The sequence below is a fragment of the Acinetobacter sp. LT1 genome, assembly GCF_059800965.1.
On sequence record NZ_JBBAXE010000013.1, the window covers coordinates 1 to 13,560 of the forward strand.

The following is a 13,560-nucleotide window of genomic DNA, read 5'->3' on the forward strand; positions in this document are numbered from 1 at the left end:
TTCTATAATTCAAAACGCAGACATGGTTCCAATGGTCAGCGTTCTCCATTAGATTATGAAAAGGCCCATCAAAAGATGGTTAGGTGTGTCTAGAATTTTGGTGGCTATTCAACCTTCAATCGCTTGACTCCCCTTTAACAAAATAAAAGAGGCAATACGATCTTCTTTAAATTCTTTGTGATTAATAAAGTAATCCCAAACTTTTGCTTTTTCAGGCTCTTTAAGCTTTAACTCGGCAAAACGCATATTTTTATAGGCATATTTCGAGCGGTTAATCACATCAAATGTTTTTTTAATTTCGTCAGAATTTAAACTGTTGAGCGGATGAAAAGTATTTTCAACTTTAAAAGTTTGATCTAACCCAGACTGGAAGACTTCATTAAAAAAATCTTTTCCAATAACAGGTTTACCATCTTTAATTAATAAAGGCACGCTGAGTTTGAAAGGTTTGCCATTCACTAAAACCTGATTTGAGTTTGGCTTGGCTCTAACCACTATAGAGCCTTTAGTAATTGTATAGGTATTGGTAAAGTCATCTTTAATGACTTTAGCGCCTTGCTCACTCATGTTTTGATAAAGTGAGACCATGTCGGCCTTTCCACCATGAGCAAACGCTTGAGTATTGAGTCCCCAAAAGCTTGCAGCGATTGATAAGTTAAGTGCCAGTATTTTTTGTATGTCATTCAATAATCGTTGTTTACGCATTGGTTTCATCCTTTTCATCTATCCCTGAACTATCTGAATCAGATAGTTAAAATGCACTTCCTGTGAGTGAAATTTATTAGACCAACTTAATAGTTTTATGGTTATTAAGCTTATCTAACCTGCTCTAATGAATTTAATTTCAACACAGTTACATAAGGCTAGCTTGTTCAAGAATGACGTCGGATTTGTCTAAAAATGACATTGAGAGATGAAAGAATTAAACCGACATACCCTCTCTAAATTCTTTAGGAGAAATACCATAAGTCTTTTTAAAGATTTTTGAAAAATGAGCACCGTCCCAAAAACCCCACTTCAAGGCAATTTGGGTAATTGAGCTTTGTTTATTTCTTTTATCAAGCAAATCTGCCTTGACTTTTTCTAGGCGTTTGAGCTGTATATATTTGTTAATAGATAAATTTTCTTGAAGAAATAAACGGTAGAGATGACGTAGCGACACCCCAATATGCTCTGCAATTAATTTAGGGGTTAAATCTGGTTTTGCTAAGTTTTCTATAATATAACGCTCAGCTTTTTCCATTAGATTATTTGAGCTATTAATATTTTTATAATTAATTGTCGGTTTAATTAGAGCAATTAACGCATCTTCAAAAGCATTACCATCTTCAGTTGCGTACCAAAGTTTGATATTTTCAGCAGACATGTTTTTCAAAATATTTTTAAGTAAAAAGCCGCTCATATTTTGAGTAATCAGTTTTCCAAAATATTCGGTACTAATATTTTCTTTAAGTAATTTTTCACGCGATAGATGGACTGAAATCTGGCTGACTAAACCTTGCGGATACATCGAAATTGTTTCGACCGGGTCGACCAACACAATATCGCCTTCATTTAGGCTTAAAGTTTCATTTTTATATTCGAGCAGCATTCTTCCCGAATACTGCAAAATCAAAAAACAAAAACGATTATTCACTCGATCAATTTCATCGGCTTTTCGGACAATTTTATTGGCATTGTTTTTAATAAAAGCAATTTCAGTATCGCCCAATAAAAAGCACTGAACTTCACCAATGAATAAATTACGGGTTCCGTCAAAATCGGTTTCAAAATTGCCGCACACACTTTTAATGTGGTGCGTCCATGTGAGTAATGCATCGCTTACATATTGGTTCATCCCTTACCTCTCTATACATGTACCACCGCTCAAAATTTTGCGTTTGTGGTGGTGCACTGTCTTGGCTTATTTGCAATCTTGTTTTATTGATAAACAAATTGTGTGCCAAAAATTCCTTATCCTTGGAATTGTTTTGCTGATAGTCAGCTAGATGTAAAGAAGCTGATAAATCAATTTAATTTATCAGCTTAATGGGACTTATGCTACTCCTGCAAAATCTCGCAGCATGGTAATAAAAATATCCTTTTGCTCCTCAGAATACTTTTTAAACACCTCATTTTGGTGGCTGTCGGCAATATCAAATAAATACTGCGCTGTTTGTTTACCCTTTTCCGTCAGTGCGTATAAATTATCATGATCAACCAATAAGCCTTCAAATTTTAGAATTTCAGCCGATCTTTCAACTTCTTGCATTGGCATAGCAATATCACGCGGTAAATCTTCCTTACTTGAAGCAGTACCACTTGCCAAAACGAGCAAAAGACGTGATTCACTGGTACGGAAACCCGAAGCCATTTGCTTTGGAATATAGTCGGTTTGATAAGCTTTAAAAGCACGGCTCATCAAGTAGCAGACATTATTATATAAGTGCCCATAATGTGTTTGGTCTACGCCGTTCTCTTCAGTTTGCTTAACTTGAAGGCTTGGATGCGGCATGACACAAGAATATGCGCCTTGGTGGTAGACCAATGGGCTTCGACCTTGGTCATGGAAACGAACCACTTTACCAACAATAATCCAGTGGTCACCACCTTCAATCACTTGATAGCGTTCGCACTCAAATACCGCAGAACAATTTTCTAAAATAGGTGCACGTCCTGCACCAAGTTGAAAATTGGTCTCTGCAAATTTATCAATATTTCGTCTCGAAAACTTATTAGATAGCTCAATTTGCGTGCCTGATAAAATATTGACTGCAAAATGTGTTGCTTCTTCAAATACTGAAAAACTTGAAGACTTTTTATCAATGCTCCACAAAATAAGCGGTGGGTCGAGTGACACCGAGTTAAAACTATTTGCAGTTACACCGACTTTCTCACCTTGTGCATTTTGTGCAGTAACAATGGTAACGCCTGTTGCAAAATTTCCTAATGCTCGTCGGAACTGTAGTGGATCGACCGTAAACTCATCTATTTGTTGTAATACATTCATCATCTTTCTCCTAAACCTTCTCTTACATCCATATAAATCGCGAGAGCATTAGATATCTAAAACTAGTCTCGGTGTTTTAGAACGCGAACAGCACACTAATATTTGCTCATTGCTGGCTTTTTCTTCGTCAGTAAAATAAACATCTCGATGATCAGGTTCGCCTTCAATTACATCGCACATACAGGTTCCACATACGCCTTGCTCGCAAGACATTTCAATGTCGATGCCTTCTTTAGCCAAAGCCTGCAAAATGGTTTCACCAGCTTCAACCATAATGATTTTTCCGCTACGCTCAGCCACCACCTCGAATGAATCTCCAGAGATGTCTGTTTCAACTTGGAAATATTCTTTGTGGATTTGCTGCTCAGGAAAATCGTGAGTCGTGGCAAGGTTAATTACCCAGTCCATAAAACCGACTGGACCACAGGTATAAATATGACTTTCAGGATCAATATCTTTAATGGCAGATTCAAAAAATGCTCTGTGGCTTGCACCTTCGGATTTAAAATGGAAAGTTGTGTATTGTGCTAACTCACCATTTTTAATTTCATCAACAAAAGCACAGTTTTCTGGGCTAGCGCCGCAGTAGTGAAGCTCAAATGATTCGCCTTCATGTGCAAGTTGATATGCCATCGTGATTAACGGCGTAATCCCGATTCCACCGCCAATCAAGACACTGTGTTTGGCTTTTAAAAGTGGAAATAAATTTTTTGGCTCACTGACCTGAATTTGCATACCATCTTTAATTTCATCAAATGCAGAAATCGAGCCACCACGTGATTCAGGGTCACGTAAGATTCCAAGGCGAAACTTTCCTTCGTCATTTGGATTTTGGCAAAGCGAATACTGGCGCACCATACCATTCGGTAAGTGCACATCAATATGTGCACCGGGTTCAACCTTTGGTAATGCAGCAGAAGTTGCAGATTCAAACTCCATAACTGCAATATTTCCACCTTCCACATGGCGATTTTTAACGACAACATCATAAAGTGTAGTCATGATTTAACTCCCTTTTCATACCTAAGCTTGTGGCTTAGCGCATGAATAAACCACCGTTAATATCCCATGTTGCACCAGTCACAAAACTCGCATTTGGACTCGCAAGCAACCCACAAGTTTCAGCAATAAAATGCATACTTCCTAAGGCTTTAACCGGAATATTCTGGATGAACTGTTCCATTTTTTCGTCTGGCACCACACTATGAACGATCGGTGACTCCATCGGTCCCGGTGCAATCGCATTGACCGTAACACCTTTTGCCGCAAACTCTTTGGCAAAAATTTTGGTTAACGTCACAATGGCCCCTTTGGTTGCCGCGTAGTGTGCACCCGTTGCAGTACCGCCGTTTTGTCCCGCTAAAGACGCCATATTGATGATGCGTCCATAGCCTTTTTTAGCCATATATTGGCCAATAATTTGACAAGCCTGAAAGGTGCCGCGTTGGTTGACTTGGGTCACCCAATCAAAATCAGCTGCGGTAATTTCAAGTACTGGCGTTGCTTTAGTGACGGTAGCATTGTTAATCAACACATCAAGTTTAGAAAATTTCTCTTCAATCCATTGCACGGCAGCATGAAAATCTGCTTCGACAGAAATATCTAATTTCAAGGGAAACATATTTTGTGCATATTGACTTTGTGCCTTAGCGTTTTCAGCTTTTTCAAGCGTACTCGCTGACAAAATCACTTGATGACCGTGGCTCGCAAAATATTCAGCAATGACATTACCGAGTCCAGAAGCAGCACCTGTCACTAAAACAACTTGTTTCATGTTACCGCTCCTAAAGAATGTAGCTAATACCAGCTAAGGTATCGGTTGAGTTAACCAAATTAATGATTTTACGGTTAATCTTAAAACCTGTAGCCGCATCACGAGTTAGATGGTAGGTAATATCAGCTGTGTAATGCTTGAGGTTTTCTTTACGGAATTCACGTAAGTTTTGAGCACAACGTAAAACGATTTCATCATCTTGATCTTGAATCACTCGTACACGAGAAATGCTACGCACAGTATTTGCTTTAGGCGCTGTAGAAATCGCCTCACCATTTTCCAGACGCTCTACACGCAAAGTACGCATATGATTATCGTCATAGGCATAATTTAAGTTGTTTTCGTAGTCAGTGAGGTTCGGGTCAATTGGAATGATATAGACACCCTTTTCATTCCATAAATTAAGCCATTCACGGTACTCACTGTGGTCTAACATATCTGCTTCAGCCCAGATGAAAGCAGTGACTTCATTTAATAATTGCAGATTCATATTCATTGCTCTCTCCTTAAGCTTTCATCATCTTTTTCCACTGCTGATAGGCTGCACGCATACCTGTTTCAGCACTGACATCACTTTTTAAGCCATCTTCGGTTTTGACTTCGCCCGGTAAACCGCGGTTGAGCATGATCCATAAATCATTACCCGCATTTGCACCGTGTTGTACGCGCTCCCAAGCTTCCGAGTCATCTGGCGTACCAAAACCAAATGGACCTTGGAAATGTTCATGCAAACGTAAGCGATATTGGTTGGCAATTTGCGGACCACCGTCCATCGTAATCACCGAGTGATGAATTTCTGTTTCAGCCACTGAAATTGGCTGTAACACACGGAAGAACGCCATTGAACATGCAATATTTGGGAATAAATTTAAGTTAAAGCCAGAACCACCAACTGCTCGAACAATACGGCGTACTTCTAACTCTTCATGGCCTTCGTCGCGCAAAGCTTGAGCCAAGTCTTCAAAGCGCTCTTGAATTGGTCGCTCCATAAGCTCTTCGTCTAGATCAACCAGTTCAGGAATCATCACCATAACACTGTGACCATTACCTAATTCTTCAACAAAGCCCGGCTGATTTTCGAAGTTAAAGAGTTCTTCTGTTTTTTCATCTACAGAACTTAAGAATGACTTATGTACCAACGGGAAGTGATATGCATCAGTGGTATTTTCAAGCTGGATTTTCCAGTTACCCGGAAAACGGAAACGGTGTTCACCCAACACTTTAATTGGATAACCCGCGCCTTGTTTCATAAACAGGTCAATCCATTTTTTTGCAGGTCCAAGGAACTCTTCAAGAGGCTGAATATCTTCTTTAAATGAAGCGAAGATCATGCCGTTATATTCTTCTACACGTAGACTCACCAACGGTAATTCTGACTTATCTAAACAATCGCCGTAACTTTCTGGAGATGGCACACCACGTAAACTGCCATCAAGTGCATAACTCCAACCGTGGTACGGGCATACAAAACTATTGGTTTTTCCTTTTTTATGTTCGCATACGGTTGCTGCACGGTGACGGCAACGGTTTAAAAGTACATGGACTTTCTTTTTACGGTCACGCACCACAACCACAGGTTGTTTACCGATATTAATGGTTTTATAGCTTCCGCCTTCCGGAATTTCGCTGGCATGTGCAACCCACACCCAAGTGCTATAAAAGATTTTTTCCATTTCTTCATCAAAAATGCGTTCATCTTTATAAAGAGAAGTATGCGCACGGTCACTTTGAACCAAAGCATCGTAATCAATACCAATGTTATGCGTTGGGATAATACTGTTCATATTAATAGTCCTTTTAAATATGTCCTGGGTCATTCCTGGGAAGGTACCGGCAACTCGGCTTCACTGTGCCAATGCGATACGGGACGACTGAAAATATTCTGTGTTTGGAAATGTTTAATTTTCCATGTTCCATCTGCTTGCTTATGAAACTTCACGTTGAGCTTTGCTGCATTTGAGTGACTACGGCCATCTTTAAACGTTGAAGTCTGCAACATGAGCCAAGAAGCATTTGCATCATTTTGATTTACATAAATTTGTTCTGAATTTACAAAGTGTGCATTCATAACAAAGTGAGATTCTTTTTGGGTATAGCTTTTAAACATGTCGTAAATCGACTGCCAAGAATCATAACGGCCAAAGGATTTGGCATATTTCTCACCAATACCTTCCCAAATACAGTCTTGATCAAAAAGATTCATCAGCTCATCAAGATCTGTATTTGCATTGAGCTCATCGCAGATTTCCATATAACGGTTCAGACAATTACGAATGGCGTTATGCGCTTCTAACTCTTCTAGTCGCTCTAAGATTTCTACAATATTCACTTTGTCATTCATTGCCATCGCCTTAACGTTGGATAATTAATTCACGCCCAACACGCGCTTCAACTTTGCAATATTTCCAAAGTTTGTATGGCCCTTCACCCACCACGGTCGTTCTAAACAAGTTACAAGCGGCATGTACGGTTTCAATATCCGGAACATCAGCAAGCAAATAAGTTGTCCAAGGCCAACCTGCACTTGGGCCAACCATGCTTTGGTCATCATCAAGATTTCCAAAAACATGCACGCCCGGTAAGTCATGAATGCCATTCCACATTTCACCAAACGCAGCCCAAACTGCTTTCGCTTCAGCAGGTTCTGCATCAAAAAAGTTTTGGTTAATACCCATGCAGAACAAAACGCGTAATGATTTTTTAGCTTCCATCTCAATATCCTTTTAAAAATTAAACTTATAAATAACCTGGGGTTGGTTTTAACCCGAAACTGATTGAGCCTGCATTTTGTAAAGTTGCATCACCCATAAAAGCATGCTGAGTCACCACGTTGGTGTCATTCACAAAACGGCTAAATGGATTGTTGGTATAAATTGCTGTCATGCCTGCGAGCATTTGCATTTTTCGGGTCACTTTGGCGCAAACTCGCGCTGCATGGGTACATGCCAGACGCATATCGCTAATTTGTTCAGCAGTTGCTTCACGACCAGCAATAATTTCATTCCAGACAATATCCATGGTTTGATAAAACCAAGATTTTGCAGCCTGAAATTCTGCATCTGCCTGAGCAAACTCATATTGAGTCACTGGGCGGTTGGCAATTTCTGACCCACCTGTAATGGATGCTTTACCCGGGGCTAATTTTTCAAACTCTTCTAATGCAGCAGCGGCAACCCCAATACCCACCACGGTTAATACTTGAGTCGCTAAAGACAGTGACGGATATTTAAAAAATGGTTCGCTTAGTTTTGAAGGTTCACCACGTACAAAGGTCCATTTCTTTTCAACCAATACATCTTCGACCACTAAATCATGGCTTCCCGTGCCTTTTAGGCCAACGGTGTCCCAAGTCATTTCAATTTTGGCTTTTTTCGCAGGCATCACTGCCATGCGTGGCAAGCCCTGCATTTCATTATTTTTTAGCGGTGAAATTCCCACGCCAACAATATCGGCTCCCATACAGCCGCTTGAGAATTTCCAACGTCCACGAACTACGACACCTTCATCGGTAATTTCAGCAGGTTGGGGTGGAAAAATACCTCCGGCAAATACGACATCTGGCCCGTTTTGGTATAACTCTTTAAGTGTTTCCTCAGGCAAACTTCCTAAATACGCAGGGCTCATACCGAAACTTGCCACCCAACCGACTGAACCATCAGCTTTAGATAAAGTTTCGATTAACTCGCAAAACTGCCGTGGAGACCACTCTTCACCACCAAAACGTTTAGGCACCAAGGCACGGTAAACACCGATTTGCTTAAGCTTTTCGATAATGTCTTGGCTCACATACGCTTGATTATCAAATTCACCTGTACAGGCACGCTCACGAATTTCTTGACACAAAGCGTCTAAGTCAACTGCTTTGTCTTGAGAAGCAAACTCCATTTTAGACAACTTATTCATCATCTAACTCCTTGTAATTTATTGCATTGCATCAACACAAAATTTAGCTATAGCACATAATTGCTCATCTTTTTGATGCTTCGATACGATCTGTAAGCCCACTGGTAAACCTTCACTGGTTTCAAGTGGCACTGAAATGGCTGGATGACCTGATAAATTAAATGGTCGAACTAAAGCTGTAAGATTCAAAAAAGCGACCGTGTTTTCAGCTTCAGAAACTCTCGGTGGAATTTGCGGAAGTGTCGGTAGAACCAATGCATCATATTTTTCTAATAAAGCATCGAGTTCTTGGGTCAGCTGCGCTCTCACAACTTCTGCTTGTTTTACTTGCTCTAAAGTGGTGTGTGCCGCTTTTAATAAACGACTATTTACATCAGAACCAATTAAACCCGTTTGAGTTAATTCACCAAAAGCTTGCCAATTTTCATAATTAATAATTTGCATGCCTGCATCATAAGCCGCTTCAAAATGTTCAACTTTTTCTAAAACGGTCTCTAAATTCGCTTTTTGAAGTGCCTGGTAAATACAGTTCCAAATAATCTCATCTGCTTTTACATCTAAAACAGCAATTTTTGGTGCACTAGTAAATTCAGTAGGTTTAAAAGTTGGATCAATAATTTGCATGGCCTTTTCAATCATCTCGACTGAATTTGCAAAAGGGCCAACGCAATCTAAAGAACTTGACGGCGGATATACACCTTTTCTGCTCACGCGACCAAAAGTCGGTTTTAAACCAAAAACTCCGCAGCACGCAGCAGGCATACGAATAGAGCCACCAGTGTCTGTGCCTAGAGTAAAGTCAGCTTGTTTAGCAGCAACTGCCGCAGCCGAACCACTTGAAGATCCGCCTGGGATAAGTTCAGGATATTTAGGATTGATGGGTGTACCAAAAGCGTGATTAATGCCTGTAATACCAAAAGCCAATTCGTGCAAATTTGTTTTCGCAATAATTTCACAATCTGCTTTTAGAATGTTTTTAACAACCTCGGCATCATCTTGAGCAGGTTCAACATTTAATAAAGCTCGACTGCCAGCAATGGTTTTTAGGCCTTGAATATCAATTGTGTCCTTGACCATGACCTTGAGCTTACCACTTCCTTTGTGCACGCTTTGGCTAACAATATTCATTCACTTTTCCATGTATTTTTATTGATTAATTAAAATATCGGAAAATTTACTGGAATTGTCAAGTATTTTTTATAATTTGTTCTTAAGGAAATATGCAAAATTTTATTTATAATAGGATTACCCTTTTTTCACTAAGTTATTGCTTAGCTATGCTTGATCATTTAGAACAATTTCTTCCTAATAAAGAACCGTCGAGTATTCAAAATTTTCCTTTTTTTTGGGTTTCCCAAGTGAATGGAAAGTATTCACAACTGATTGAAAAATCAATAAAAAAGCTAGGTATTGATAATACACGCCGTAAAATTATTTTAAGCACTAATGCCCTTGGGGAAGCCAGTATTACCGACATTGCCAATCTTTCTACTTTAAAGTTAACGACGGCAACAAAAGCTGTATATCGCTTGGTAGAAGATGGAATTGTCGAGGTCTACTCTTCTACTTCTGATGAACGGATCTCGATGGTGAAATTAACGGCCAAAGGTATTGAGTTGGTTGAACAGATTAATCAAATTAGTGTGGTTACCTTGGCAGGCATTCTGAATGCTTTTTCAGAAGACGAGCTACATAATTTAAATACCCAGTTAAAAAAATTATTTGACCTGATGCCATCCAGCTAAATATTTCTTATCATGATAAATTAGCTCTCTTAGAGCAGTTAAAAATTTCCTTTTCTTTAGCTGCTCTTTCGTTAAAACAATAAAAATTAATAAAATCAAACCCTTATACCATAAATTTATCTATATATAATTACTTAACATACTTTTTAGGTATTCTAACATACTCAATAAGTAATGGAATTTTACATATAAAAAGAAAATAATAATTCCATGATCTTAAAAATCCCATTAACTCCTAATTGGGTTTAGACGCACTCTTCCGGTCTGTACGAGACCAAATTACTCATTTCTAGCCTATTTATTATTCTTATCTAAAGGGGGAAATATCGAAAATTTTAGAGGAATAATAAAAGTTAGATATCAATTTCTTTAAGCGTTTTATACATAAGGATTAAGTGTATGAACCAAAGTAATATCGCTGTTGAAAGGACACAGAAGAAAAGCAATGCATATGCATGGTATGTGGTCATACTTTGTATGTTGGCATATATATTTTCATTTATTGACCGCCAAATTCTGGCGCTGATGATTGAACCCATCAAAGCAGATCTCCAGCTTTCAGATACACAATTTAGCTTGTTACATGGCCTCGCCTTCTCACTGTTTTATGCGGTTATGGGTTTACCACTCGCCTACATTGCCGATCGTTTTTCACGACCAAAACTAATTTCAATCGGGATTATTGTTTGGAGTCTGGCAACAGCAACTTGCGGTTTAAGTAAAAACTTTATTCAACTGTTCTTAAGCCGTATGGCGGTAGGTGTCGGTGAAGCGGCTTTATCTCCAGCGGCTTATTCAATGTTTAGCGACATGTTTAGTAAAGACAAACTAGGGCGTGCTGTCGGGATCTATTCAATTGGCGCTTTTTTAGGTGGAGGTATTGCCTTCTTAGTTGGCGGTTATGTCATTAACCTGCTTAAAGGTGTGACACTCATTGAGGTTCCTTTATTGGGTGCGCTTAAAGCATGGCAAATTGCCTTTTTAGTGGTAGGTTTACCCGGCATCATTATTGGTTTGCTATTTATTCTGACCGTTAAAGACCCTGCACGTAAAGGCCAACAACTCAACCAAAATGGACAAGTTGACCAAGTTAAATTCACACAATGTCTTCAGTTTATTAAAAAACATTCGAAAACATTTGCTTGTCATTATTTAGGTTTTACCTTTTATGCAATGGCACTCTATAGCCTAACTAGCTGGACACCTGCATTTTATATTCGTAAGTTTCAACTCGCGCCGACTGAAACAGGCTATATGCTTGGTACCATTCTGTTAGTCGCAAATACATTAGGCGTATTTTGTGCAGGCTGGCTAAATGACTGGTTTATCAAAAAAGGCCGTCAAGATGCGCCGATGTTCACGGGTGTAATTGGTATTGTTGGCCTGATTATTCCAATTGCATTTTTTACCCAAACAGATCAGCTTTGGCTTTCAGTTAGCTTACTGATTCCTGCAATGTTCTTTGCATCTTTCCCTCTAGTGATTTCAGCAACTGCTTTGCAAATGTTAGCCCCAAACCAGTTTAGAGCACGCCTTTCTGCCCTCTTCCTTTTAGTCAGTAACTTAATTGGACTCGGTATTGGCACAACACTGGTAGCCATTATTACAGATAAAGTTTTTGGTAGCCCATTAATGGTGGGTTCTTCTTTATCTATTGTGGGTGGTTTGTCTTGTGTACTGGCTTTAATTCTACTTTTTAAAGGCTGCAAATTCTTTAGTGAAAGCATGAAGCTTGAAAAATTAAATTAATAGGTCTCACCAATTGCAAAAATGTACTCTCTAACTAAACGCTTAGAGAGTACCAAAATATTCAAAATTACGTAGTGCCGAGGATTGGCATACATCTGGGAAATGGATTATGGAATTATTTCAGCGTTTTAAACCACGCACTTTAGCTGTTGCTACTTTATTACTGATGTGCAGCAACTCATGGGCTGCAAATCCAAATCAGCAAACTGAAGATGAATGGAAATTCACTTTAAAAAATGCCTATATCAACCGTGATTTTGATAATGATGCACTCAAAGATACTGGCAGTTGGTCTCAGGCAGCGTCATTATTTTATAAATCGAAAATGCATGACACTCCGCTGCAAATTGCAAACAAACCGATTACGATTGGGGCTGATGCTTCTGTCCAATACGCCGTGCGCTTGAGTTCAGACAAACATGTTGCGGATACAGTTTTGCCTTTTAATAAAGAAACGCAATCTCAGGCTTCAGACTATCTAAAATACGGCGCGACTTTAAAGCTGGGTTATGACAAAACTCTTTTACGTGTCGGTGAACTCTGGCTAGATTTACCTGTAACTGCCGTAGATGCTAGTCGTCAGTTACTCACTTCGTATTGGGGAACCAACCTAAAGTCACAACTTTCAGACCAACTCTACGCAGAAATTGGTCGGGTTGAAAAAGTCTCTCCACGAAATGAAGAAGACTTTAAAAAGTTTTCTTTCACATCAAATGGGATTACTAAAGAATCTGATGGGTTAAATTATATTGACCTACGTTATCAATTCACGCCGTCTTTGAAGGGCGAATACTATTTTGGTAATTTAGAAGATCTGTATAACAAACACTATATAGGACTTGAACATACGTGGAAACAGCCAAGTTTTGCTCTGACCTCTAAGTTTAAATACTTCAATGCAAAAGATGATGGCAATACCTTTGATATTGATGCGCAGAACATTGGATTACTTGAAACGGTTAAAGTAAAAAACCATACCTTTGGTTTAGGTTACCAACAGATTATTGGTGAATCGGCTTACCCATTACCAGATGGTTTTTTACCAGAGACGTATTTCATTAACTGGAACGCTACAGGCTTTTTTAAAGAGGATGAAAAGTCTTACCACGTCATGTATGGCTACGATTTTAAAGATTATGTACCGGGCCTAAATGCGATGGTGAAATATGTTTACGGACATGACTTTAAAGCAGCCAATGGTGAAAAAAACCACGAAACCGAGTCAAATGTGATTTTAAACTACGCATTTCAGCAACCGTTCCTAAAAGGCGTGGCCCTGCAATATATTCGTATTGATTACAATGTAAAACATGGCAATGACTTTGGTGAAGATCGCTTGTTTGTCAATTACACTAAAAAATTCTAAATAAAAAATACCCCCTAAACTTTAGGGGGTATTT

General features: G+C 39.1%; 13 protein-coding genes and 1 pseudogene. 3 read left to right on the top strand and 11 right to left on the bottom strand.

The features are described from left to right. Positions 1–111: 111 nt before the first annotated feature. The 11 genes and pseudogenes from WBW42_RS13210 to WBW42_RS13260 all read right to left on the bottom strand — a co-directional run. Positions 112–714: pseudogene (locus WBW42_RS13210) on the bottom strand (stalk domain-containing protein); the annotation flags it as partial. A gap of 208 nt (positions 715–922) precedes the next feature. Further along, positions 923–1,837, bottom strand: coding sequence for a transcriptional regulator FeaR (feaR, locus tag WBW42_RS13215; RefSeq protein WP_032056022.1), 915 nt, complete (start codon positions 1,835–1,837; stop codon positions 923–925). 198 nt (positions 1,838–2,035) lie between these two features. After that, complete coding sequence (locus WBW42_RS13220) at positions 2,036–2,992, bottom strand: p-hydroxyphenylacetate 3-hydroxylase reductase component (RefSeq protein ID WP_080777148.1); 957 nt, start codon at positions 2,990–2,992, stop codon at positions 2,036–2,038. Between the two features lie 45 nt (positions 2,993–3,037). After that, positions 3,038–3,991, bottom strand: a complete 954-nt coding sequence (locus tag WBW42_RS13225) for a PDR/VanB family oxidoreductase (protein ID WP_032056020.1) — start codon at positions 3,989–3,991, stop codon at positions 3,038–3,040. A gap of 34 nt (positions 3,992–4,025) precedes the next feature. Beyond that, positions 4,026–4,763, bottom strand: coding sequence for an SDR family NAD(P)-dependent oxidoreductase (locus WBW42_RS13230; protein ID WP_032056019.1), 738 nt, complete (start codon positions 4,761–4,763; stop codon positions 4,026–4,028). Between the two features lie 10 nt (positions 4,764–4,773). Further along, positions 4,774–5,259: an aromatic-ring-hydroxylating dioxygenase subunit beta gene (locus tag WBW42_RS13235; protein ID WP_004701406.1), complete on the bottom strand. Its 486-nt coding sequence runs from the start codon at positions 5,257–5,259 to the stop codon at positions 4,774–4,776. Between the two features lie 10 nt (positions 5,260–5,269). Next, a complete protein-coding gene (locus WBW42_RS13240; protein ID WP_032056018.1) occupies positions 5,270–6,547 on the bottom strand; it encodes an aromatic ring-hydroxylating oxygenase subunit alpha in 1,278 nt (425 codons plus the stop codon). A gap of 29 nt (positions 6,548–6,576) precedes the next feature. After that, complete coding sequence (locus WBW42_RS13245; RefSeq protein ID WP_080777145.1) at positions 6,577–7,110, bottom strand: nuclear transport factor 2 family protein; 534 nt, start codon at positions 7,108–7,110, stop codon at positions 6,577–6,579. Positions 7,111–7,114: 4 nt separating this feature from the next. Continuing rightward, positions 7,115–7,474, bottom strand: a complete 360-nt coding sequence (locus tag WBW42_RS13250; protein WP_000387554.1) for a hypothetical protein — start codon at positions 7,472–7,474, stop codon at positions 7,115–7,117. Positions 7,475–7,499: 25 nt separating this feature from the next. Then, positions 7,500–8,648 carry an acyl-CoA dehydrogenase family protein gene (locus tag WBW42_RS13255; protein ID WP_080593013.1) on the bottom strand — a complete coding sequence of 383 codons (1,149 nt, stop codon included), beginning with the start codon at positions 8,646–8,648 and terminating at the stop codon, positions 7,500–7,502. A gap of 36 nt (positions 8,649–8,684) precedes the next feature. Continuing rightward, entirely contained in the window at positions 8,685–9,794 is a 1,110-nt protein-coding gene (locus WBW42_RS13260; RefSeq protein ID WP_045126700.1) for an amidase, read from the bottom strand. 149 nt (positions 9,795–9,943) lie between these two features. On the opposite strand from WBW42_RS13260, the gene WBW42_RS13265 reads away from it, so the two are divergent. The 3 genes from WBW42_RS13265 (at position 9,944) to WBW42_RS13275 (ending at position 13,526) form a co-directional block, all read left to right on the top strand. Next, the gene (locus tag WBW42_RS13265) at positions 9,944–10,411 is read left to right on the top strand and encodes a MarR family winged helix-turn-helix transcriptional regulator (protein WP_002121038.1); all 468 of its coding nucleotides are present in this window, start codon (positions 9,944–9,946) and stop codon (positions 10,409–10,411) included. Between the two features lie 399 nt (positions 10,412–10,810). Next, positions 10,811–12,160: a spinster family MFS transporter gene (locus tag WBW42_RS13270; RefSeq protein WP_017399597.1), complete on the top strand. Its 1,350-nt coding sequence runs from the start codon at positions 10,811–10,813 to the stop codon at positions 12,158–12,160. A 109-nt stretch (positions 12,161–12,269) separates the two neighbouring features. After that, positions 12,270–13,526: an OprD family outer membrane porin gene (locus tag WBW42_RS13275; protein WP_032056015.1), complete on the top strand. Its 1,257-nt coding sequence runs from the start codon at positions 12,270–12,272 to the stop codon at positions 13,524–13,526. Positions 13,527–13,560: the final 34 nt, after the last annotated feature.

Coding starts and splice junctions, on each gene's coding strand:
- feaR (WP_032056022.1), bottom strand. CDS start 1,837: ATGAACCAATATGTAAGCGATGCATTACTCACATGGACGCACCACATT.
- WBW42_RS13220 (WP_080777148.1), bottom strand. CDS start 2,992: ATGATGAATGTATTACAACAAATAGATGAGTTTACGGTCGATCCACTA.
- WBW42_RS13225 (WP_032056020.1), bottom strand. CDS start 3,991: ATGACTACACTTTATGATGTTGTCGTTAAAAATCGCCATGTGGAAGGT.
- WBW42_RS13230 (WP_032056019.1), bottom strand. CDS start 4,763: ATGAAACAAGTTGTTTTAGTGACAGGTGCTGCTTCTGGACTCGGTAAT.
- WBW42_RS13235 (WP_004701406.1), bottom strand. CDS start 5,259: ATGAATATGAATCTGCAATTATTAAATGAAGTCACTGCTTTCATCTGG.
- WBW42_RS13240 (WP_032056018.1), bottom strand. CDS start 6,547: ATGAACAGTATTATCCCAACGCATAACATTGGTATTGATTACGATGCT.
- WBW42_RS13245 (WP_080777145.1), bottom strand. CDS start 7,110: ATGGCAATGAATGACAAAGTGAATATTGTAGAAATCTTAGAGCGACTA.
- WBW42_RS13250 (WP_000387554.1), bottom strand. CDS start 7,474: ATGGAAGCTAAAAAATCATTACGCGTTTTGTTCTGCATGGGTATTAAC.
- WBW42_RS13255 (WP_080593013.1), bottom strand. CDS start 8,648: ATGGAGTTTGCTTCTCAAGACAAAGCAGTTGACTTAGACGCTTTGTGT.
- WBW42_RS13260 (WP_045126700.1), bottom strand. CDS start 9,794: ATGAATATTGTTAGCCAAAGCGTGCACAAAGGAAGTGGTAAGCTCAAG.
- WBW42_RS13265 (WP_002121038.1), top strand. CDS start 9,944: ATGCTTGATCATTTAGAACAATTTCTTCCTAATAAAGAACCGTCGAGT.
- WBW42_RS13270 (WP_017399597.1), top strand. CDS start 10,811: ATGAACCAAAGTAATATCGCTGTTGAAAGGACACAGAAGAAAAGCAAT.
- WBW42_RS13275 (WP_032056015.1), top strand. CDS start 12,270: ATGGAATTATTTCAGCGTTTTAAACCACGCACTTTAGCTGTTGCTACT.